Genomic DNA, 21,609 nt, shown 5'->3' with positions numbered 1-21,609 from the left:
TAACGCCCATGCTTCTCGGCTACGCGCGCGTCTCCAAATCAGACGATCAGGACACCGCTCCGCAAATTCGCGCGCTCAAAGACGCGGAATGCGTCAAGGTGTTCGAGGAAACGGCGTCCGGCGGACGGTGGGATCGGCCCGAGCTGCATCGGCTGCTCGACCAACTGCGCCCCGGCGACACCCTCGTCGTTTGGAAACTCGACCGCCTGTCCCGCTCGCTCAAGGACCTGCTCGCCATCCTCGAACGGGTCGACGCCGCCGGCGCGAAATTCCGATCGTTGACCGAGGCGATCGACACATCCGGCCCGGCCGGCCGCATGTTGATGCAGATGCTCGGCTCCTTCGCTGAATTCGAACGGGCGATGATCCGAGAGCGCACGCGCGCCGGCTTGCGCGAGGCGAGAGCCAAGGGCCGCGTCCCCGGCCGCAAACCCAAAATAACGGCCGAACAGCAAAAGGAGATCGTCGAAGCCGTGGCGTCCGGCCGCAAGACCGCCGCCGAAATCGCCCGCCTGTTCAAAATCCATCGCGCGACCGTGTCGAGGTTCGTTTCTCAAGCTCGCGCCGGGGTTTGAAACGGGATCAAATCCTTAGCGTAGGATTTTGGGAAGATTCTGCGATGACCCCATCCTGGCTGTCGGTCAGCGCGTCCCAGACGTTGGCGTAGTCCTGATGTTTCACGGTTCGGCCCTCTTTCCGATCAGGAGCCGCGCGAATTCGTCAAAGCACAAATCGCGCGTCCACCTCTGCGAAGGGAGCGATAACTTGGTCAGCGGATCGGGATAAGAGGCCAAGCTTGGTGAGTTCCCGAACATCCTGGTGAACGTTCTTGTAGTCGCGGTGCAAATCCGCGGCCAAAGCCTTGATATTCGCAACCGGATGATGACGGACATAGCGCAGCAGGTCCAGCCGTTTAGGCGTCAAAGCCGCGAGCAGGCTTTCCAGATCCAGAAATGTCAGATTGGTTTCGTTCACGTCCTCGCCGCGTTCAGCGCGGCGCCATGCGTCGATAAAGCGCTGCCCCATGTCCTTGGCGTCGCCAATGTGGATGCGGATATTGTCGCTCATGTTTCACCTCGCAGCGCTTTCACATCGGACAGGAAAGCCTCGACCAGGGCCTCGGGCGTCGTGAAAAGATAGGCTTCCTCGCGGTTCTCAATATGGCGATGATCGCCCTTGCCGCGTTCATTGTCGTAGCCGACCAAGCGCAAGCCGGCGCGACCGTAAAACAGTCGGTATTTAAGACGATGCGCGCTTCCTTTGACCGGCTCTCGAACAGACCAGATGACCATTTCGAGAATGGCCCCGTCGGGATAATCGATCCGATCGTAAAAAATGCGCGTGGCCGTCATATGGTGTTTAATACCATAATCGGTAATATGGTGTCCAGAGCCATAGAGCCGATGACCCCTATAGCGGAAAAAGTGGAATCGCCAATGCCCGTCGCCTGAACGCTAGCGTTCAATCTGCGACAAGCTTGGCAGAACCGAAGCGATTCAAAAGGAGCAAGACCCCGCGCTCGGAAGGCGGCGGGCCTATCAACGCGACTTGTGGTGCGTCATCTGCTCGACGTAGGACCGCAGCACGGCATTTATTTTGGTCTGGTAGCCCCGTCCCTCGCGCCGGAAAAATTCCAGCACGTCGCGGTCAACACGCATGTTGAGAACAGCCTTCGGCTGAGGCATCTCAACCGAAGCCTTTGACCAATCGGCGACCAAACCCGCCTCGTCGGGATCGGCGGCGATCGAGGCTTCAAGCTCCGCGTCTGTCATGGCGGCCGCGCGCGCCCAATCGCTCTTGCTTTCGCCACGCGCCTGCATGGCGCGCAGCTCTTCAGCCGTGTAGCTGACGATATGCTCTTTCTTCGCCATGACGCGCCCTCCTGAATGAAATAATCCGCCGTGCGTCGCCACGCCAGGTCCAAACGACAGTGTAGAATTTGCCGTCGTCCATGATGGTCGTGGAAACGAGCCGGTCTTCAAATGGGTAAGTTGATGGCGCTGTGATCACGGCGCGCCCGTCAAACACCATCACGGCATCAATGAAATCGAGATTTCGACCCTCGAGATTTTTCTGCCGCTTAACTTCATCCCACTCGAACATCGTGTATATACAATCTGTCTACAAGCGTCAACAACACTCACGTGGCAATCATTTTTTCATGCTGGCATGGAAGCATGCCAGCATGAAATCACTTATGGTTTGATCCGCTTCAAGCGCAGCGCGTTTGATCGCCTTGGCGTCATTGGCAGAAATCCGAATTTGTAGTGGCACCTGGGGAGCCTTTGGCAATTTTGCGGCTTTGATTGGCGGCTCGACCTTGGCAGGAGTTTGAGCCGCGCGCGGCTGAGCGACCGGGGCAGCTAGGGCTTCGTCGGATAGAACTAGAGCTTTAGCCATGCTTTTTCACCCCTTTCAGCGCTTGCATGTTTTCATGTAAGCATGATTTTATGTTGGTCCACAAAGCCGCAATCTCCTGGGCGGCAAGACCTTTTGGCTCCGCTTCAGTGACGGTCTGTCCTTTGGCATAAGGGGATTTGTAGCCGGTGCGGTCGGCGACGAAAGTTTCGGCCACCTGCCCATGCTTGGACAGGATCGCGGCGGCCTGAGCGGTTATGAGCGTGTTGGGCTTTACACGGGTGAGTACGAAAACGAAGGGAACCAACCCTTGCTTAAGAGCCTGAACTGTCACTGGCGCGGCGGTCAGATCGTCTTCGCTCGGTTGAACTGGGAAAACTGCGAGATCAGCCAACTTGAAAAGTTCGGCGGCTATTTCCAAACGCCCCGATGCGGTGTCGATGATGCAAATAGCAGCGCCCGCGCCTCGGAGAAGCTCCAAGCCCTTTTCCAGCCCGACAAAGGGCACTTCAACGAGGGCTGGCGTCTCCGACTCCCGTTTCATGTGCCATGCAGTTAACGTCCCCTGAGGGTCCGTATCGATCAAAAAAACCGGGCCGTCGCCAGCTCGTTCGGCTTCAACGGCTAAATGCTTGCAAAGCATCGTTTTGCCGCTGCCGCCCTTTTGGGAATTGATGACGATTGTTTTCATGATTTCATGCTCCCATGCTTTTATCAAAACATGCAAACATTAAACAAATGACAACATGGAATCATGACAGCATCCAAGCATGTAATTATGCCTGCATGTTATCATGATTACATGCAAAAGATGCCTACTCCGAGCCATCGGAAATCGTCGTTCCTGCGGTTCGTTGTGAAGTGACTTATTCTGGCCATTTCCCGGCTGGCCAATCCCGCGCCGTATGGATTACGCGCAGAATCGACACGGTTTCTCGGTCGGCCTTGGCTGCAATAGCATAGGCGATGATGTAGGGCAGGCCAGTGACGACCTTTTCATAGGCGCCAGTCACACGCCCAGGTCGCCCGGTCGGCGTCTCTCCAAGCGCTGAGCCTGTCTCACGGAGACGATCGGCGATTCGACGCGCCGCACCCGGGTTATCGGCCGCGATACAGGCAATCTGCCGCTTGAGGTCATCGAGCGCGTCGCGCGACCACTGCACCGGCCGCGTCACGCCTTCCGGCTTTGGGCCGCGTCAATGACGGCGTAGACCTCGGCCATGGCGTCGTCATGCGAAACGACGCGGCCAGCCTCGACGTCGGCCATGCCGCGCTGGATACCTTCGATAATTTCAAGCTCGCGCTCGACATAGGCGGAAACCGCCTCGGCAGCGAGGTAGGATTTGCTGCGCCTGGTGCCGTGCGCCAGCCGACTGAGCTTTTCTTTGATTTCAGAGCTGACGCGAATGGTCATGGTTGTGCTTGTGGTCATAATGACAGCCTTGTATTTATTTGTGTACAAATTAGCACACTTGCCAGCAAAGTCACGCCGCTGGCACCCCTTCTTTTATCGAAAAGCCTCTTGCGACCTTTCCGCTAATGAATAGAGGCCGGATTTGGCGCGATGGTGCAGCGCCGGCCCGCCTATACGCGGGCCGGAACCACCGCAGGACCGCGTAAGCGGTCCGATTAGCGGTGTCCGATTTCCTTTTCGCTCTTAGATAAGAAATTAGATGGGGATTCAGTCTGTCTGGCGGACTCACGCTGTTTCATTGCTTTTCCCAGGTTTGCGAGGGCTCTGCCAAGCGGGTTGTCACCGATCGTGAATAAGGGCAGTTCGTCAAGCGGAAGGCTGTCCTGGTGCGCCTTGATCTCCTCCGCATGCTGCTCCTGGGCGTGGCTATGATCGTCGGGCGGGGGAGGGGCCATGCCAAGGCGTCCGAGAAGCTGCTGCGCCCGCGCCGGCAGCGACAGCCGATAGGCGTTGCTCGTCTGCTGGACCTGTGGGCCGACTCCCTCGTTGCCGGTCGGCACGTAGCGCCGCAGCCAATCGAGGAAGCCATGGGCGCGAAGGGCCTTCAACGCCCGCACGATCGCGTCCCGCGACCGCTTCAGATGCCGCATGAGGGTTTCGATCGATGGCTCAAGCCGCCCCGTCCTGAAATCCACCATGTTGGCGAACAACTCGACCAGCTCGATCGCTACGGCCCCCAGCGGTCCGCTGCGTGATCCTGGCTGGCGTCCCGCCAACTCGTAGCGCTTCACCGCCAAAAGGATCTTCTGCACGTCCTGGCGCGAGGTGCGCCGCCAGAACACGCCTTCGCATTTTCCGGCCGCGCGCGATTGCCGGCGCACGGGTGTGCGCTCCCGTTCGGCCTGCGCTCCATTGAACGCGGCCGCCAATGATCCAAACATTTCGTCCTCCGTCGTTCGGAGGGCATGCTGTGAATGACGGGGATAGCTTCGCCGCTCCCACAAGACTCACTCTTGCGGGTTGGGCTCTGCTCGACTATGTTGGAGGCCTTGCTTAGGGGCGGTCCAACAAAGCCGTTTCCGACTATCCAAAGCGCCTAGCCGTTCCACCGGCTGGGCGCTTTTATTTTATGCCCTCGTGTGCTTCTCGATCAGCAACCTCAAAGCTTCCTCGATAATCGGCGCGCGCGATGACGCGCCCCGTTCTTCCTTAATCTGATCAATACGCGCGACCAGATCGCCCGGAAGGTATGTGTTCACCGCGACACGCCCGGCTGCGAGTTGCCGCGCCCGATGCGCTGCGACTTTCTCTTTAACAGGGGTGACGTGGCGACTCATAAGGTTAGTGGTAACACTGATTTTGCTGATTCTGCAATACCCCGCATATAACCGGTTCAAAGCACGCGTTTTGGTCTGCGCTTTTCGAGCTTGACGCCCGCTCAGGGCCATTTTTGCGCGCCATGCAGGACGCGGATGATCTCGACCCGCGCCGGCTTTCGCCGCACCTGGTAGATGATGACGAGCGGAGTTCGCGGAATAACCAGCTCGCGCGTTCCACGCCAGCGGCCGGCGCGGCCGGCCTTCGGGTGATCGCTCAGCAGCACGTCGGCGCCCTGGCGGATAGCGAGCGCCATCGTGAGGGCGCCGCTCGGGCTTTCAAGCTCGATGCGATCGAGTATCGCGTCGAGCGTCGCTTCGGCTTGCCGGAGCCAGACGACGGGAACGCTCAAGCGCCACGCGTCTTCAAGCGGGCGATGCGCGCGTCAAGGCGCCCCATGACATCCTCGTGCGGAATCCATTCGGCGTTGGGATCGTCGGCTTCGCCAAGACCCTTTTCGACCTGTTCGCGAAACCAGCGGTCGTGCGCGGCGGCTTCGTTTTTCGCCTTCATGCGGGCGGCCTGATCGGGCCGGCTGACGCCGCCGGCGCCCGGCTCGTGGTCCTGGGCGTCCACCTCGAAGCGGACGACGCCGAGTTCCTCGCGCACAAAGGCGGCGGCGGTGGCGAGATTGCGCCACAGGCGCGGCTTGCGCGCGCGTTGCGCCGCGACCGCGCGCTCCAGGCCGCCGTAGCGCACGAGCACGGCCCAGCCGCCCGGCTGGCCCAGAACGGTCGCGCCCCGGATCGCCTGAGCCTCGACGAGGCTTTGCACGGCCTTGCCGTCGATGATTTCCGGCTGTGAGATCGAATGCGCCATTACCCTGCCATCTCCTCTTAATGAGGTCATGCATGATTATTGAGTAAGGCTGCGTGAAAGTCCAGCTGCGCCTGCGGCTTTGGTTCCATAAAATCCGTTCCGCGCGACACGGACACGGCGGCGGACGGATTCTCGAAACTCACGAATTTCGAGAAAGGCGACCCTCGATTTTCAACAGTTTTGCTCGCCGGTCTTGGGGCTAAAAATCGGCGGAGTTTTAGAGACGCCGCGTCGACCGCAATCGGCGGATAGCGGAAGAACGCCGAAGTCGCCGGCAAAGACAAGAATGTGCGGATTCCGGTCCTTGGCCGAAGGGACGAAACAGATCGAACAGCGGCCCGTGTGTGGAACGACGCGGCGCCTGCGTTATATTAATTTGGGAGATTTCATAGCATGGCGTTGGGCCCTCCGCGCCCGATCGGCCTCCCTGTATTTCCGATTTCGAAACTTGGGCGCCCCGACGAGTTGACGGCCTGCCATCTCGGCGCGAACGTACAGCGCGAGGGGAACCACGACTAAATGTTAATGATTTACGAAGTAGCTTATTGATGTGCGCCAAAAGCATTGGAGGCCACAATGCAAGGTTATGGACTGCAAAAGGCTTATCTTGTCGTTTTCCTCTCGTTTCTGGCGATCGCGTTAAGTGCGATTTGTATCGTCGGTACCGCAGCTGCGTTTTTCGATATTCGCCCGACGATTGTCGGACTGGCCTTATTCATCGTAATCATTGTTGTCGCTGGCCTGATTGTTAGGACGATTGCCGGCATCCTGCTTTTCGAGCACGCAGGCGCAGCTGATTTTCAGGTCTATTGCGGGACACAAAATCCGAATATCGCTTTTTCAGGGCCGACGACGGCGTCATGGCCGTTTGCGAAATTGACCGCCACAAAGACGATTCTTCGGCTCCAATCCCCGTGGGGCGATTTCCACTGGACGAATGATGGGGCGTCGCCCAACATCCGGCGCCCACAATTCCCGATGGGCAATTTCACGATTCTCAATACCGGCGTCGGGCCGACTGCGCCGGTGAGCTTCAGTGTTTTGCCTTGGCGAATCAAGTCAGTCGAAAATGCGCTTCGCTCTCTTGAGTATAAAGTCAGCCTTCAGCCTACGCGAGTACCGAAAACATCGAATCGAACCTATTTCCTTATCCTTTGGCTAGCGGGCTCGGGTTTTATGGTCTTCGGCCCGCCGAGCGTCGGAGCGCAGTTCTTGTCGGCACGAGGGATTTCGCTACACCCTGCCCGCATAAAAGCTGATGTTTCGTCGAAAAATTGCGCGCAGAAAAACCAGGTAACGTACCGGTTCGAAATTGAGGGCGTCGTGCGTCAAGTTGAGCGCTTCGGGAGCGTTGGATGCCCGGCGCTGAACGTCGATGATGCCATCGATATCACGTATGATCGCCAAAATCCGGATTGGAACGCTTGGACCAACGATCCGAATGCTGATTACAGCCGCGCTCTTGGCAATTTACTGGTCGCAGGTTTCGGTTTTCCAGCCTTAATTGCGTACGCCCTCATCAAGAAGTTTCGACCCAAGGATTAAATGGAATTGCGCCGCTGGCTTACGGAGGCTTGGCTTACCGGCCAATAATGACCGCTTCGCGCTGTTGAGGGAACATTCACGAACATAAGGGGCGGTCTCTTTAGGGTCGTCATGAGACGGCCGCCAATCCGACCGGGAAAGTCGCGTTCGAGCCGAGGACGGGCGTTCCCGCCGCACCCTCAAACCTCACGCCGTCGCTCGGTAGATCGCGGCGGGGCTGACGCCGTAGGAACGGGCGAGGTCGGCGACGGATTCGCCGTCTTTCCGTCTGCGCCGCGCTTCCTGCTTCTGCGCTGCCGTCATTTTCGCCGGTCGCCCCATGTGCTGGCCGCGCAATTTGGCGCGGGCGCGGCCTTCGCCGGTGCGTGTGCGGATTAAATCGCGCTCCACGTCCGCCAGGCCGCCGAGCACGGCGATCATGAGCCTGCCGGTGCTGGTCGATGTGTCCGCCCACGGTTCGGCAAGGCTGAGAAATTGCCCGCCCGCGTCGATGATCTTTTTGACGATGGCGAAGAGCTCGAACACGGATCGCGCCAAACGGTCGATGCGCGTAACCACCACCTGGTCGCCCGCCGCGATGGCTTTCAGGAGTTTGCCAAGTTCCTTACGATCAACCTTCGCGCCGGAGACCTTCTCGCGATAGAGACGCGAACACCCAGCCGCCTTGAGCTGGTCGAGTTGCGCTTCAAGGGTTTGCCCGAGGGTCGAGACGCGGGCGTAACCGAGGCGGTTTGGAGCTAGACTATCGGACATATCTTTCGAGCGCCGTAAGCCCTTGCGGCGCAACGGTCAACGAAACTTCTCGAAAGTCTTGATTTTTGGTGCGCCGGTCCAAACCGGCAAGGAGTAGACGGTGCAAGTCCGTTGCAATGAGGGAGTAGCGATCCGCATTGACCCCGAGTCATGCGTCTGTATCCGCGAGGATGCCGATGAAGCGTTGACAGGGGAGCGCATAGGCCAGCCATTGAGCCGCGAAAGCTTGATATTTCCGGAGGCCGACGTGGTCATAATCACGGAAGGCAACATGGGGAGCGCGATATCGCGAGCGCTTTTCCACTCCGGCGTGGTCGAAGACCCTGGCATGTGTGGAAGCTCTTTGCGCGGGAACCGGGAGGCCTCGGGTTTGACCGGCGGTTGGACGCCGCCGGTCCGCGTCGGGAAGGCGAGGAGCCGTAGCCGATGATGCACGAACGCGAGGAGTCTGACTCCGTCGTAGTAGCAGCGAAGCCGACGAACAAGGCGGAGAAATCCGTCGCGGAGCCGGTGGAGCCAAGGACGGGGACCGAGGGGAACGCCGACCAGCAAAGCACGCGCCGGGCTCAGGACCGGGCGAGCGTGTCACAGGCGCTGGGACGCGTACGACAAGCAGCAAGGCAAAGGAAAAAGGAGCGGTTCACGTCGCTCTTGCACCATGTCGATTCCGCCATGTTGAGAACGGCGTTTTACGCGATCAAGCGCGACGCCGCGCCTGGCGTGGACGGCATGACATGGGAGACCTACGAACGGGACCTCGATCGAAGGATCGAAGACCTATGCGCGCGGGTCAAAACAGGAGCGTACCGGGCGCAGCCATCCCGCCGGAGCTACATTCCGAAGGAAGATGGAAGCAAGCGCCCGCTCGCGGTCGCGGCTCTCGAAGACAAAATCGTCCAGAGAGCTGTAGCGGCATTGCTAAGCGCGATCCACGAGGAAGATTTCCTCGGGTTCTCGTACGGGTTCCGACCCAAACGCAGCCAGCACGATGCGCTGGACGCGCTTATTGTCGGGATCAGCAACAAGAAGGTGAACCATATACTCGACGCCGACATCCGCTCGTTCTTCACGGAGGTTTCCCAGCAATGGGTTGTCCGCTTCCTGGAACATCGGATCGGCGACAAGCGTATCATCCGGCTCGTCCAGAAATGGTTGCGGGCCGGCATCCTTGAAGACGGGATCGTGACGATTGAGGAAAAGGGGACGGGGCAGGGGTCGGTAATTTCGCCGCTGCTCGCGAACATTTATCTTCATTACGTTTTCGATCTGTGGGCCGAACGCTGGCGACGGCGCGAGGCCACGGGCGACATGATCATGGTCAGATATGCCGACGACATAGTCGTCGGCTTCCAGCATGAGAACGACGCCCGCCGCTTTTGGGATGCGATGCGCGACAGGCTACGGGAGTTCTCGCTGTCGTTGCATCCGGACAAGACCCGCCTAATTGAGTTCGGTCGCTTCGCGGCCCAGAACTGCAAGAGGAGCGGACGATCGAAGCCGGAAACCTTCAAGTTTCTAGGCTTCGTGCTCATTTGCGACAAATCGCGACGGGGCGACTTCCGGGTCAGGAGGAAGTCCCGTGGCGACCGCATGCGTACGAAGCTCAGGGAGATCAAGGAAGCGCTGCGACGGCGAATAAACAGGCCCATCCCGGAAACGGGGAAATGGCTTGCGCAAGTCGTCGCCGGATATTTCGCCTATCACGCCGTGCCGACCAACGGCTTGGCGCTGAGCGCGTTTCGATACCACGTTCTCGTTCTCTGGCATCGACAGTTATGTCGACGCAGTCAAAGAGCAGGAGTGTTATGGGCGCGCATGACGAAACTGGCCGACGAGTTTCTCCCCCCGCCGCGAGTCTTGCATCCCTGGCCGAGTGTACGCTTCGCCGTCAAACACCCGAGGTAGGAGCCGTATGCGGGAATTCCGCCTGTACGGATCTGTCCGGGGGGCGCTCAGAAATGAGCGTCCCTACCGGGATCGAATGAACTAGAGCCGAGCATCATTCTGCTGTTTGCCTCTCATAATGGACGATCCCCAAGCATATGGTTCTTCACGATATACGTCATGCCTCGCATCCATGATTCGTCTGTGTTGCCGCGAATGTCGACACTCTGAATGAACGTCATTTTCTTGGTCGCGACATCGGCCACATAGACGTTGAGGTTGAGAATTAGATTCGAGACCTTCTGCACGACAACCCATGCAACGAGATCGCTGTGGAGTTGCTCACCATAGCCAACCTCGCAGCCGCCGCAGTTGCCCATAGCCGCGCCCCTCGCGATCTTCGCCTTGGTATCAGCCGGTATTTGAACAAACTTGTATCGGCCTGACGCTTCGAGCTTCGACTTGAAAAGCTCCTCGATAGACACAAGGCGAGCCCGCTCCGCGTCGGTTGTCGGCTCCTGAGCCTCGTGGTCATTCAGGAATTGAACACCGAGGAAGGCGATGGATTTAACCTGCGCGACAGGCGTTGGTTCTGCGGCTAACACGCGACCACCAACCACGATGCTCATCAGCAATAGGAATGCCATGATCGCGAAGGCGGAGCGCGGCGCACGTCGGCACCTGGCGAACAATTCGTGCCCACGAAGGCGCGAACGATCCTGAACATCGGGCATGCTCTTAGGCGCAGGTTTGATTTCGTGAACCGTCATGCGTTTATCCCTTTTTCACGGCTTATATAGCATCCGCCACAAGAGCATGACGAAGTGTGGGGCGGTCATGCCGCTTCGCGAACGTCAGGCGTTTTGAGCGTCAATTCTCGCTTTTCGCCGCCGCCAGCGCCGCCAGCGCCGCCGGATATTTCTGCGCAGCTGAACGCTCGAGCCATTTGCGGCTTTGCTCGTCGTCCTGAGCTTGGCCCTTGCCTGTCTTGAACATCACAGCAAGCGCATATTGCGCTTCGGCGTCGCCTGCTTCGCCGGCTATCAGGAATCGCCTTCCGGCCTCGGCGAGATCACGCTCGACGCCCTTGCCGGACTCATACAGCCAGGCAAGGCGCGTTTGGGCGTGACGGTCGCCGCCGTCAGCGAGGCGGCGATAGATTGGGGCGGCTTCGTCGGGCTTGCCGCCGCTCGCGAGCATTTCCGCGCGTTCGAAGTCGCTCGGCGGCTTGTCGGGATGCGCCAGCGAGGCGAGGCGCTCGATGGCGTCGCGGTCGCCTTCCTGAGCGGCGAGGCTCAGGTAATGGCGCGCCTTGTCGATATTGCGCAGCGGGCCAGCGCCCGAATAGAGCATGCCGAGCCGGTATTGCGCCTTGAACCCACCTGCGTCTGCCCCCGCAACATAGAGGGATTCGGCCTTGGCCATGTCCTTGGCTTCGCCCAGGCCGTCCTCGGCGAGGCTGCCGAGATTGAACAGGGCATCCGGATTTCCGCGCTCCGCCAGCACCTCCCACACGTGCCGGGCGGCGTCGTAATGCCCCATCTTGTATTCGGCATAGGCCTGGTAGTTGCCCATGGCGGGATTGCGGATCCAGTCGGACTCAGTTGTCTCCTGCGCGCGGGTCGGAGACGCCAACGCGAGGACGAGAAGAAGAGAATAACCCGTTAAAAATTTTTTCATGCGCCTCGCCTTTTTTGCGGAAAATATGCTTGTCGTGATAGCGTTCCGCGCCGACCGCGCGAATGGCGGCTTCGAATTCTGCCGGCGTCAAAAGCTCTTGCGTCGAGTTCTTTTGTGGCGGCGTTCGACGTTGTCTCGGCACTATTTCAAGTCTTCTTGAAATTAATCAAGTTCTTGAGATTTATCATATTCTTCAGCCGCAGTCACCTGATAATCGGGCGCGAGAGCCCTTAATTTTGTAAGATCTTCGTCACGTTGAAGGCCTTGGCCATCGCGCGGCCGGTCCAGTGGGTGGCCTCGCCAGGCGGTTCGGAGCAGGTCAACTCTCTACCGTTGGTGCCGCGACGCGATGGACGAAGCGCATACAAACCACGGCGGCGGCTCCGCAAAGAAGAAATGATCCTCCTCAATCGAGACGCCCAAAGCCGGACATGGCGTTTCGCTCAGCGCGGCGTTCCGCGTCTGGGCGCATATCGCGCTTCTGAGCTTTGGTGGTCCCGCCGGCCAGATTTCCATGATGCACCGCATTCTCATCAATGAGCAGAAATGGGTGACGCTTTTCCGCGCGCGGTTTTCGTCAATAGGGGAAATGATATGCGAACGATTACAAAATTCGGCCTGGCAGCCGCCTTGGCCTCGGTCCTGGCGCCCATGCCGGCCACGGCCTTCTGGCTGCTCGGCTTTTCGACGGCGGACACCCTGCCGCAGGGCGATTTTTCGGCGATCGCCGGAGCGGGCGGACAGCTCTCCTCGGTCGGCGAGCCGCGCACCACGAGCCTCACCACCTTTCTGCCGCACGCAGGCATTCGCGCAGGCCTCGCCGACGGCTGGGACATCGGCTACCGCCTCACCCAGGTCGCGCTCCCCTTCTCCAGCATCGGTCCGTCGCTCGGCGCCGAAATCGACCTCAAGCGCCGACTCACTCCGGCCGACAGCCCCTGGCAGGCGGCGCTCGTCATCGGTGGAGCCTACAGCTATCTCGACATTCAGGATCGTTCGCGAAGCGCTTGGAGCCCCGGCGTCGATCTGATCCTGAGCCATTCCTTCACACCGCGCTACGCCGGCTTCGTCGATCTCCGCTATGTCTATACCGCCATTCCGACTGCGATCGGCGGCGACGCCGGCAATTACCTGAACGCCGTTGGCGTGGGCTTGGGCGTGCGCGCCAAATTGACCGAGGTGGTTTCGATCTCGCCGGAAATCGGCGTGTTCGATTTCAACGGCAAATTGGCTGGCAAGCAGGAAAACGGCGTCGGTGTGCAAATCGGCGCCGTGCTCGGCTTCAAATTCTAGCCGTCACGTCGTGACGCACGGCCCTGACCGAGCGCCCATCTCACAGCGGATCGCTCCCCAAAGCGCCGAAACCCATTGCTGCGCCAGTCGATCGCCTGGGGCGCGTCGCCAGCCACCCGCAACCGACGACGGCCAGCGCCAATCCCGCAAGGGAAAAGAAACTCGCAGGATGGAAAGGTAAGTCGCCTGTGATTTTGCATGGAATAAGGACCCCGCTTTGGAGGTGATTTGCATCCAATCGGGACCCCGGGGCTGAGGAGCCACACAGCCTCCTGATTATCGGGGGCCGAGATTGGAATGTTGATTGTAGAGACGATCGCCAAGATTCGCCGGGCGTTTTTCTATCAGAGGAAGCCGATCAAGGAGATCTGCCGGACGCTGCATGCGTCGCGGAAGGTCGTGCGGAAAGTGATCCGCACCGAGGCGACAGAGTTTCGCTATGAACACGCGCTAATTCACACCCTCACCAAAAAAATGTCCATTCGATAGGATCGAAGCTCCAGGTGAACAGAGTTTGCGCGTCAGGAGAACGGCCGTGCGTCGCATCAAATACCGTATGACAGGGCAACCTTTGACGCTGCGGATCAATTGTGCGTTGCAGTATTTCGGATGCGATCCTCGCTTCACAGCAAGCGCGGCGCAAGCTTCGGGTTCTGGGCTGCGGTATCCACGCACCACAGTAATTTTTTGTCGGACGAGACGGAAAATGATTAGAATATCAACAATTTAGATCATTGTTAATGGTTGCGAGGCAGGATGCTCCTCAACCGGAGGTTGTTTCCATGCGCAAAGCGCTCGTCAATTCGGAATTATTGCTGGAGCATCATCTCACTCCGACCTTCGTTCTCGACCCGCAGGGACGGATCATAGCATGGAACCGAGCTTGTGAATCTCTCACCGGCTTAAAGGCCGCTGACGTTGTTGGGACGCGCGACCACTGGCGCGGTTTTTATACCGAGGCCAGCCCGTGCCTTGCCGACCTGATCCTGCAAGACCGAACCGAAGGCGCTAGCGAATTCTACGCCGTAGTTGCCAATGACAATAACGACGCCAATCGCGGGGCCATCGCAGCGGAAAACTGGTTTGTCATGCCGATCACTGGCGGTCGTCTCTATTTAGCCATCGAGGCAGTGGCGATCCGTGGCGCCAACGGCAAATTGGTCGGCGTCCTCGAAACCATCCGCGACCTCAGCGCTATAAAGGCGGCTGAGGCCAAGTTCAGGGGCCTCACCGGGGTCGATGCGCTCACCGGCGTCGCCAATCGCCGCACTTTCGACGACGTCCTCAGCACCGAATGGCGCCGGGCGATCCGTTCCGGCGCGGCCCTATCGTTGCTGATGATCGACATCGACTGTTTCAAGCTGTTCAATGAAAGCGTCGGACATCCACGCAGCGACGAATGTCTGCGGATCGTCGCCGAGACTGTGGCCAATGCAGCCCTTCAGGCAGGTGACTTTCCAGCGCGTTATGGCGGCGAAGAATTCGCCCTGATTCTCCCGTCCACCGACAAAGCGGGAGCCGCCTCTATCGCGGAAAACATTCGCGCCGCTGTCGAAGGCATAGGGATGCTGCACCCTATCAGCAGCGCCGGGCCTTATGTTACGGTCTCCATTGGGACGGCGACGGTTGCGCCAACGGCCACCGACCGCGTCGAAAAACTCATCTGCTTCGCCGATATTGCGCTTTTTCGCGCCAAGGAATCTGGCGGAAACCAATTCTGCGCTTTTGACGATTCCCCATCCTGCAATGTCGCGCGAAGCCAGCCTACCGCTGGAATTGAAATCGCCAAAATTGATTCCGACGCCAGCGCGTCATGCCGCGCTGGCGCGCCGGAAGCGCGACTTCATGCTTGAAATCGCGGCAATTCTTTATCCGCCGAGAATCGGACAGGCGGTTTCATGCGATTTTGGGCATCTTGTTAAGGTTTCAGAGAGGCCAGCGCATGGCCTAGCCAATGTCGCTGCGCGCCGTCGACGCAATCCAATCCAAGCGGTCACTGAGGTTGCCTGACGCCCCTGCGAACCTTTGACCTGCTTCTACCGCCCCCGGAGGCGTCGCAATGGCTTTTGTTCGATCGGGCCGCACGCCCGCACTTCCCAGAACTAACAAGGCGGATCGACCTCAGGTCCTCCTGCCGCGAAGACCCTTCGCCCTCTACACCACGCTCCTTTATGCGATCGGCGGCTGCGCCTGGATCGTCATGTCTGACCACCTGTTCGCGCAAATTTTCGATCGCAACACTTTCACCTCCCCGTCAAACTACAAAGGGCTGGTCTTCATCGCCGTCACCTCGGTTCCGTTGTATATCGCTTTGCGGCGCGCCAGGCTGCGCGGCGCCCTCGCCAAACCGAAACAGCGCGGGCGGGGCGGCGCGACGCCGCTTTTTCTACTGGCCGCAGTCGCATCGGTCCTGATTGTGGGGAGCGCCATCGTGGGCTATCGGGCGGTCGCCAGATCGGTCGCGCAATACGCGTTGGACCAGGCGCGCGCCATGGTCGATTTCAAGGCGAGGGATCTTGGCCGCTGGCTGGAGGCGCAGAGGACCAACGCCGCGCTGCTCGCCGCCAGTGACAAGACGCAGGCGATCTCCGACGGGGCCTCCCTGCGGGGCTGGAATCGCGAGGGTTCGCAACAGGATTTGCGCCGTCAGGCCGTCGCTTTCGGCTTTGCCGACGCCGATTTAATTGATGCGTCGGGACGTTCCGTATTTGGGGCCGGCGACGCGCCGGTCGAACCGGCGATAGCGGCAGCGGCCAAGAAAAGCTTCGCCACCCGTGAGCCGGCGCTGGTCGATCTGCACGTCGACGCCAAAGGCGGCGGGCCGCGCTTCGGCTATGTGGCGCCTGCGTTGGCGCGGCCCGGCGCGAAAAATCCTGAACTGGCGATCTACGCCGAACTGACGGCGCGCGACTTCCTCAATCCCTTCGTGCGGGAATGGCGATTTCAAAACGCAAGGGGCGCTGGTCTGCTGGCTAGGCGCGAGGGCGACGACATTGTTTTGCTCATCGGCCTTCCACAAGATGGCGGCGCGCTGATGAGCCGGCGTCAGCCCTATGCGACATCCACCGTGCCAGCCGCCGCTTTCATGCGCGGCGAGGCGCAAGCCATGCGCGGCGTCGGCTGGAATGGCGTGCCGGTCTTCGCCGCCGGTCAAAAGGCGCCGGGGACCGACTGGGAGTTGGTCGCATGGATCGACGAGGCCGATGCCTTGGCCGAGTTGAACGGCGTCGCCCGAATGGCGGGACTTCTGGCGGCGATAGGCGTCGCGGCGTGCTGGATCATCGCCGGCTTTCTATGGAAAAATCAGCAGCTTGTTCGAGCACGCGCCGACCGGCGCTTTCGTGTCACCTTCGAGCAGGCCCTGATCGGAATGGGTCATGTCGGCCTTGAGGGACAGCTGTTGCGCGTCAATCGGCGGCTCTGCGAAATCTTCGGCTATTCGCGTGAGGAACTGCTGGCGATGGACGTGTACCGTCTGACCGCGCCGGAACAACATGCGGAGGTCACAAGTCAACTCGCGAAGGTCCGGGCAGGGGCGTTGGACGAATTTACCGGCGAAAGGCGATATATCCGTAAGGACGGCAGCGTCATCGACGTCGCCATTTCTGTCGTCCTGGTGCGCGGCGAAGCCGACGAACCAGACTATCTCATGTCGGTGTTCGAGGACATTTCGCGCCGCAAGGCGGCGGAAGAGGATTTGCGCGAGAGCGAGGAGCGCTTTCGCCTCGCCCTCGCCGGATCGAACGAAGGGTTGTGGGATTGGCGGCCGGAGACCGGCAATTCTTACTATTCGCCGCGCTGGAAGGCCATGCTCGGCTATTCTAACGACGAAATCGAGGATCACGAAAGCGCCTGGCGGCGCGTCGCCGAACCGCGCGCGCGGGACATCGTGCGCCTGCAATTCGCCGAAATCCGCGCCGGCCAGCGGACGACTTTCGAATTCGAAACCAGGATGCGCCACAAGGACGGCCGCTGGCTCGACATTTTGTCGCGCGGCCTGCCGGTCTTCAACGCCGCCGGCCGCATGATCCGGGTGGTCGGCACGGACATCGACATCACCTTACGCAAAAGCCACGAGGCCGAACTGCGCCTCGCGGCAATGGTCTATACAAGCACCCGTGAAGGCATCGTCGTCACCGGCGCCGACGAGAAGATCCTCATGGTCAATCCGGCCTTCGAAAGGATCACCGGTTACGACGGGGCCTCCATGCGCGGCCAAACCATGCGCGTCGTGCAATCGGGCCGGCAAGGGCGCGAATTCTATCAGGCGATGTGGAAGAGCATCCGGGAGGTCGGCTATTTCAGCGGAGAAATCTGGAACCGACGCAAGAACGGCGAAATCTATCCTCAACTGGCGACGATCAGCGCCGTGATCGGCGCAACCGGAGAGATCACCAATTATATTGGCGTGTTCAGCGACATCGGGCGGCTGAAACAATCGGAAAGCCAGCTGGAGTTTCTCGCCCATCACGATCCGCTGACCCACTTGCCCAACCGCCTGCTACTGCGCCTGCGCGTCGAACATGCCATTGAGCGCGCGCGGCGCAGCGGCACGATCGGCGCCGTGCTGTTTCTCGATCTCGATCGCTTCAAGACGATCAACGACAGCCTCGGCCATGCCGCGGGCGACCAGTTGCTCGTCGAGGCCGCTGAGCGCTGGAGCAAGAGGCTGCGCGCTTCTGACACTCTGGCGCGGCTCGGCGGCGACGAATTCGCCGTGCTGTTGGAAGAAATCCCGGAACCGCACGCCGCCGCCGCTTTGGCGCAGAATCTGATCGAAGCGACCGCTGCGCATTTCGCTTTACCGGGCGGCCGCGAAGCCTGTGTCGGTCTCAGCGTCGGCGTCGGTTTGTTCCCAGAAAATGGCGACGACGCCGAGACCTTGATCCAGCATGCCGGCTCGGCCCTCGATCTCGCCAAACAAAATGGCGGCTCGGCGGTGCGCTTCTATTCAGACGCCATGACGCGCGAGGCCAATTCCCGCCTCGAACTCGAAGCCGGAATGCGCCGGGGTCTGGAACGCGGTGAATTCGTGCTGCAATACCAGCCGCTGATCGCTCTCGACGGACGGAAAATTGTCGGCGTCGAAGCGTTGACCCGTTGGCGCTCGCCGTCCGGCCTGGTCTCGCCGGCGGATTTCATTCCACTCGCCGAGAAAACGGGCTTGATTATCCCGCTCGGCGAATGGGTTTTGCGCGAGGCCTGCGGGCGCATGAAGGCCTGGCGTGATTCAGGCGTCGATCTCGGCGTGGTCGCGGTCAATCTGTCGCCAGTCCAGCTCGACCGCCCCGACATCTGTCGGCGCATCCAGGCTATTCTCAAAGAGACCGGCCTGCCGCCCAGCTGTCTCGAAATCGAGATCACCGAAAGCGCGCTTCTGGAACAGGGCGGCGGCGCCGAGGCCAAACTGACCGAACTCAAGGCGCTCGGTCTGCGAATCTCCATCGATGATTTCGGCGCCGGGCATTCGTCGCTGTTCTATCTGAAACGTTTTCCCATCGACAAGTTGAAGCTCGACCGCAGCTTCATCATTGATATTCCCGCCGATCCGACCAGCATGGAAATCGCCGCGGCGATTGTCCGTCTCGCGCATTCGCTGAAGATCGTGGCATTGGCCGAGGGCGTCGAAACCGAGGCGCAGGCGGAATTCCTCGCGGTATGCGGCTGCAGCCTGGCGCAGGGCTATCTGTTCGACAAGCCCTTGTGGGAGAGCGACCTGCTGGTGAAATACGCAGCGGCGCCGGAGCCCGCTCAGACGATGGCAGCAATTGCTCGCGTCCCTTACGTTTAACGCGATCTGACGGCGAGGCGCATCGGGGGGCTGCGACTTATTGACCCAGCTGGAGGGACTGGCGTCGCGGCGGCGAATCTGAGTCAACATATTTATTACGCCGCCTCCTGATTTCTCATCGATATAATCGTCCCAGAAAGACGGGCTGAGCCGTCGCTGAGGAGCGATCCGTGAAAAGAGTCGCAAATTCGATTGACAGCCATGTCGGCGCCAGAGTGCGGATGCGCCGCGTGCTTCTGGACATGAGCCAAGCGACGCTGGCCGAAGCCTTGGGCGTGAGCTTTCAGCAGGTGCAGAAATACGAGAAGGGAATGAACAAGATTGGAGCGGGGCGGCTTCTTCAGATTTCCACCGCACTGAATGTTTGTCCGTCGTTCTTTTTCGAATGCTTGCCCGTCACAGACGGATTCGAGGTGCCTGCCGCGGAAGAAGCACCTTCAGATGAGGTCGCCGTCACCGAATTTCTCTCCAGCGTCGATGGACTTCGTCTCATTCGAGCTTTCGTTCTTATTCGCGACGCGAAGGCTCGAAAGAAGGCTGTCGATTTCGTCGCGTCGTTGGCGGAAGGATCTACTTGCGGGCGTCGAAGTCGGGTGCAAAAGCCAGCATGACTGCTTCCCGCCGCATCCGCGACATAGACGAGATGTTGTTGTTGTTGTCCTTCGCGCGGAACGGCGATTATGGAACTTGCTGGCAAGGTTTCTGGAAGTCGTCGATAAGAAAAAAGAAGGCTACGCGGCGGCGTCCGATTCTATACAGCGCAAAACCAGTAATGACAGGTCTGCGATAGGTGGTGGCAGAGCCTGCAATACTTGCATAGCCCGCCAGGTCGGCGGAGGGGCCGCAATAGCCCGGTCAAATCCGTCCACCGAAAATCGCGGGGATGCATTTTTATGCGCACTGAGGCTTGCGCTTTCAAAAAAGCCTACTCCAGCAAGCTGCGCAGGGATGTGCGCGGCATTGGGTCCCAATCGCAATTTACGCACCCACAGAAAAAAACGAAGATGCATTTTGATGTGCATGCAGGCTCGCGTTCTCAAAAATATCGGCGAGGCTAAATGGACCGTTGCTGCTTCGGCAGGGCGGAAGTTTGGCACAATCCAGAAAGTGACATCACATGAATATCAAAGACATCAACGACCTGCATGACAACGTCCTCAATGCGGTCAAGGCCACGAAGCGCAAGGTCGCCAACGGCGTCGACGGGACCGAGGCGCTCGGCAGCCTCTATGCGGATATCGAGCAGTTGCTCGAAGAGGCGCCGGCCACCGTCACTTCGTTCATGGCCGAGGCGAAAGCCGGTTACGGGCAGGAACTGGGGTTCCGGCGCGCCATCGACCGCGCGATCGGCATGGTCATTCCCGATGCCGATTGGGCGCGGATGGACGCGAAAGCGTTGGACGTCATCGGCGCCGCATCGATCCTGGACCTCTGGAAGAAGGACATCGACGAGGAGGTCGCGACCGCGCTGACGATTCCCTACGAAAAGAATGCCGGCTCGCTCGCGTGGGCGTGCACGCCGGAATCCAAATATACCGCCTGAGAAAAATCTTACTCGCAGCCGAACAGAATGGCCTGTCTCATCTGAGACGGGCCATTCTCGCTTTTAAGCATCGCGCCGCCGTCCAGGCAGATTTCTCTCCGTCGCTTTGGTGAGAGAAGCGGCCGAACCGGTCGACGGTAAGCCCATTGCCGCGCTTGGTGCGGTCTGTTACCCGAAGGGCCCGTAGCCAAAGCGCAGGATGGCGCAGCCGTTGACCGATCGCGCCAAGCGTGGCCCCTCCCCCGCTTCGCTCAAAACCCCTTCGGCACGAAAAACTGCTTTTTGCCGCCATCTAGGTAGAAGGACGAAGTGCCCGGCTCGATCTCGACGCAAAGGCGCCTGCGCTTGTCACTATCCAGGCATTGAGTGGTCTCGAAGCGCACGCCCCTGGCGTCGAGGTCGCGGCCTTTTTTCTCCATCTCGGCAATGACGATCGTGAGACTGGCCACCTTCGCTTGCAGGTCGGCCAATTCCTGCCGCGCGCTCTCGACCTCATGACGCTGCCAGGCGACAAAACCCGCGCCCCCAGAAACCGCGACGACCAAGGCCATAAAAATCAGCGCGCCCGCCATGCCAAGCGCGCGCCAAGAAAACCCTTTTTGCGCAGCCACAAGCGACAGGCGCGCGGCCTCGATCGCTGTGGCGCCCGACACCAGACGTTCCCGCGCCGGCCCAACCGCGTCGCGCGCCGCCGCGCCGATCGCGGCGCCGGCGCTCTTGAACGCGGCCCGCGCCTCATCCGCCACAGCCGCCCTGCCTCCGGCGCCCGCCTGACTGTCAATCCGAGCAATCGCCTGACCGAAGGCCTGCAACTGCTTCTGCATCGCCTGCCGCTGCCCGTCGAAAGCTTTTAGAACCTCGGCGAGGTCGCGGGTCAGACCGGCGACCTCCAGATGTTGCGCCTCGGCCTCGGATCTCGCCTGCTTGAGGGCGGCCTCTGCCTGAGCCTGCAAAGCCTCGGCATGCGCGACCAAGGCGCCCATGACGGCCAACGGGTTTGCTTCCTCGCTCATTCCAGCCATCCCTTACATTTCATAACCATAGCCTCGCTCCCGCGATTGCTGGCGAGCGCGCTCCTGCTCGATCTGCCGCGCCTTTTCAGCTTCCGCCTGGCGCTGCTGCTCAACCTCGGCCTGGAGCTGCTGCTCTTTG

At 60.0% G+C, this 21,609-nt stretch carries 24 protein-coding genes and 2 pseudogenes; 10 read left to right on the top strand and 16 right to left on the bottom strand.

All coding sequences use genetic code 11. The features are described 5' to 3' along the window. Nucleotides 1-8 precede the first annotated feature (8 nt). Nucleotides 9-575, top strand: a complete 567-nt coding sequence (locus K2U94_RS20170) for a recombinase family protein (protein WP_243068942.1) — start codon at nt 9-11, stop codon at nt 573-575. A gap of 145 nt (nt 576-720) precedes the next feature. On the opposite strand, the gene K2U94_RS20165 is transcribed toward K2U94_RS20170, so the two are convergent. The 12 genes from K2U94_RS20165 to K2U94_RS20110 form a co-directional block, all read right to left on the bottom strand. Beyond that, entirely contained in the window at nt 721-1,068 is a 348-nt protein-coding gene (locus K2U94_RS20165; protein WP_243069077.1) for an HVO_A0114 family putative DNA-binding protein, read from the bottom strand. Further along, on the bottom strand, nt 1,065-1,379 hold the full coding sequence (locus tag K2U94_RS20160; RefSeq protein WP_483413711.1) for a toxin-antitoxin system TumE family protein: 315 nt from the start codon (nt 1,377-1,379) through the stop codon (nt 1,065-1,067). Before K2U94_RS20160 ends, K2U94_RS20165 begins: the two co-directional genes overlap by 4 nt. A gap of 159 nt (nt 1,380-1,538) precedes the next feature. Then, the gene (locus tag K2U94_RS20155) at nt 1,539-1,871 is read right to left on the bottom strand and encodes a BrnA antitoxin family protein (RefSeq protein ID WP_243069075.1); all 333 of its coding nucleotides are present in this window, start codon (nt 1,869-1,871) and stop codon (nt 1,539-1,541) included. Then, nucleotides 1,834-2,103, bottom strand: coding sequence for a BrnT family toxin (locus K2U94_RS20150; RefSeq protein WP_243069074.1), 270 nt, complete (start codon nt 2,101-2,103; stop codon nt 1,834-1,836). Before K2U94_RS20150 ends, K2U94_RS20155 begins: the two co-directional genes overlap by 38 nt. Before the next feature lie 48 nt (nt 2,104-2,151). Next, nucleotides 2,152-2,400 (bottom strand): hypothetical protein, encoded by a 249-nt coding sequence (locus K2U94_RS20145; protein ID WP_243069073.1) that lies wholly within the window; start codon nt 2,398-2,400, stop codon nt 2,152-2,154. Beyond that, a complete protein-coding gene (locus K2U94_RS20140) occupies nt 2,393-3,049 on the bottom strand; it encodes a ParA family protein (RefSeq protein ID WP_243069072.1) in 657 nt (218 codons plus the stop codon). Before K2U94_RS20140 ends, K2U94_RS20145 begins: the two co-directional genes overlap by 8 nt. 175 nt (nt 3,050-3,224) lie before the next feature. After that, on the bottom strand, nt 3,225-3,533 hold the full coding sequence (locus tag K2U94_RS20135; RefSeq protein WP_243069071.1) for a type II toxin-antitoxin system RelE/ParE family toxin: 309 nt from the start codon (nt 3,531-3,533) through the stop codon (nt 3,225-3,227). Then, entirely contained in the window at nt 3,530-3,790 is a 261-nt protein-coding gene (locus tag K2U94_RS20130) for a CopG family ribbon-helix-helix protein (protein WP_243069070.1), read from the bottom strand. The genes K2U94_RS20135 and K2U94_RS20130 overlap by 4 nt, the downstream gene beginning before the upstream one ends. Before the next feature lie 197 nt (nt 3,791-3,987). Next, entirely contained in the window at nt 3,988-4,701 is a 714-nt protein-coding gene (locus tag K2U94_RS20125; protein ID WP_425332565.1) for a helix-turn-helix domain-containing protein, read from the bottom strand. Nucleotides 4,702-4,899: 198 nt separating this feature from the next. After that, the gene (locus K2U94_RS20120) at nt 4,900-5,220 is read right to left on the bottom strand and encodes a ribbon-helix-helix domain-containing protein (RefSeq protein ID WP_243069069.1); all 321 of its coding nucleotides are present in this window, start codon (nt 5,218-5,220) and stop codon (nt 4,900-4,902) included. Beyond that, entirely contained in the window at nt 5,211-5,501 is a 291-nt protein-coding gene (locus K2U94_RS20115) for a type II toxin-antitoxin system RelE/ParE family toxin (protein ID WP_243069068.1), read from the bottom strand. The genes K2U94_RS20120 and K2U94_RS20115 overlap by 10 nt, the downstream gene beginning before the upstream one ends. Further along, nucleotides 5,498-5,968, bottom strand: coding sequence for a hypothetical protein (locus K2U94_RS20110; RefSeq protein ID WP_243069067.1), 471 nt, complete (start codon nt 5,966-5,968; stop codon nt 5,498-5,500). Before K2U94_RS20110 ends, K2U94_RS20115 begins: the two co-directional genes overlap by 4 nt. A gap of 576 nt (nt 5,969-6,544) precedes the next feature. Here K2U94_RS20110 and K2U94_RS20105 point away from each other — a divergent pair. After that, entirely contained in the window at nt 6,545-7,513 is a 969-nt protein-coding gene (locus K2U94_RS20105) for a hypothetical protein (protein WP_243069066.1), read from the top strand. A 186-nt stretch (nt 7,514-7,699) separates the two neighbouring features. On the opposite strand, the gene K2U94_RS20100 is transcribed toward K2U94_RS20105, so the two are convergent. Then, nucleotides 7,700-8,266: a recombinase family protein gene (locus K2U94_RS20100; protein ID WP_243069065.1), complete on the bottom strand. Its 567-nt coding sequence runs from the start codon at nt 8,264-8,266 to the stop codon at nt 7,700-7,702. 426 nt (nt 8,267-8,692) lie between these two features. Between K2U94_RS20100 and ltrA the strand changes: the two genes are divergently transcribed. Next, a complete protein-coding gene (gene ltrA, locus K2U94_RS20095) occupies nt 8,693-10,171 on the top strand; it encodes a group II intron reverse transcriptase/maturase (RefSeq protein WP_425332564.1) in 1,479 nt (492 codons plus the stop codon). A gap of 113 nt (nt 10,172-10,284) precedes the next feature. On the opposite strand, the gene K2U94_RS20090 is transcribed toward ltrA, so the two are convergent. After that, the gene (locus K2U94_RS20090; protein ID WP_243069064.1) at nt 10,285-10,920 is read right to left on the bottom strand and encodes a DUF3280 domain-containing protein; all 636 of its coding nucleotides are present in this window, start codon (nt 10,918-10,920) and stop codon (nt 10,285-10,287) included. Nucleotides 10,921-11,020: 100 nt separating this feature from the next. Next, nucleotides 11,021-11,830 carry a tetratricopeptide repeat protein gene (locus tag K2U94_RS20085; protein WP_243069063.1) on the bottom strand — a complete coding sequence of 270 codons (810 nt, stop codon included), beginning with the start codon at nt 11,828-11,830 and terminating at the stop codon, nt 11,021-11,023. A gap of 409 nt (nt 11,831-12,239) precedes the next feature. On the opposite strand from K2U94_RS20085, the pseudogene K2U94_RS20885 reads away from it, so the two are divergent. The 7 genes and pseudogenes from K2U94_RS20885 to K2U94_RS20055 form a co-directional block, all read left to right on the top strand. Further along, nucleotides 12,240-12,386: pseudogene (locus K2U94_RS20885) on the top strand (chromate transporter); the annotation flags it as partial. Nucleotides 12,387-12,424: 38 nt separating this feature from the next. Then, on the top strand, nt 12,425-13,123 hold the full coding sequence (locus K2U94_RS20080) for a hypothetical protein (protein WP_243069062.1): 699 nt from the start codon (nt 12,425-12,427) through the stop codon (nt 13,121-13,123). A 297-nt stretch (nt 13,124-13,420) separates the two neighbouring features. Beyond that, nucleotides 13,421-13,576 (top strand): annotated as a pseudogene (locus K2U94_RS20075) (IS21 family transposase); the annotation flags it as partial. Nucleotides 13,577-13,863: 287 nt separating this feature from the next. After that, nucleotides 13,864-14,976, top strand: coding sequence for a sensor domain-containing diguanylate cyclase (locus K2U94_RS20070; RefSeq protein ID WP_243069061.1), 1,113 nt, complete (start codon nt 13,864-13,866; stop codon nt 14,974-14,976). A gap of 206 nt (nt 14,977-15,182) precedes the next feature. Next, a complete protein-coding gene (locus tag K2U94_RS20065; RefSeq protein ID WP_243069060.1) occupies nt 15,183-18,914 on the top strand; it encodes an EAL domain-containing protein in 3,732 nt (1,243 codons plus the stop codon). A 170-nt stretch (nt 18,915-19,084) separates the two neighbouring features. Beyond that, nucleotides 19,085-19,525 (top strand): helix-turn-helix domain-containing protein, encoded by a 441-nt coding sequence (locus tag K2U94_RS20060; RefSeq protein ID WP_243069059.1) that lies wholly within the window; start codon nt 19,085-19,087, stop codon nt 19,523-19,525. Between the two features lie 506 nt (nt 19,526-20,031). Beyond that, entirely contained in the window at nt 20,032-20,457 is a 426-nt protein-coding gene (locus K2U94_RS20055; RefSeq protein ID WP_243069058.1) for a hypothetical protein, read from the top strand. 251 nt (nt 20,458-20,708) lie between these two features. Here the strand turns inward: K2U94_RS20055 and K2U94_RS20050 are convergent, their stop codons facing one another. Beyond that, nucleotides 20,709-21,470, bottom strand: a complete 762-nt coding sequence (locus tag K2U94_RS20050; RefSeq protein ID WP_243069057.1) for a hypothetical protein — start codon at nt 21,468-21,470, stop codon at nt 20,709-20,711. Nucleotides 21,471-21,609 lie beyond the last annotated feature (139 nt).

It is taken from the genome of Candidatus Rhodoblastus alkanivorans (genome assembly GCF_022760755.1).
Lineage (GTDB): Bacteria > Pseudomonadota > Alphaproteobacteria > Rhizobiales > Beijerinckiaceae > Rhodoblastus > Rhodoblastus alkanivorans.
This window is presented reverse-complemented; position numbering and strand designations above follow the sequence as displayed.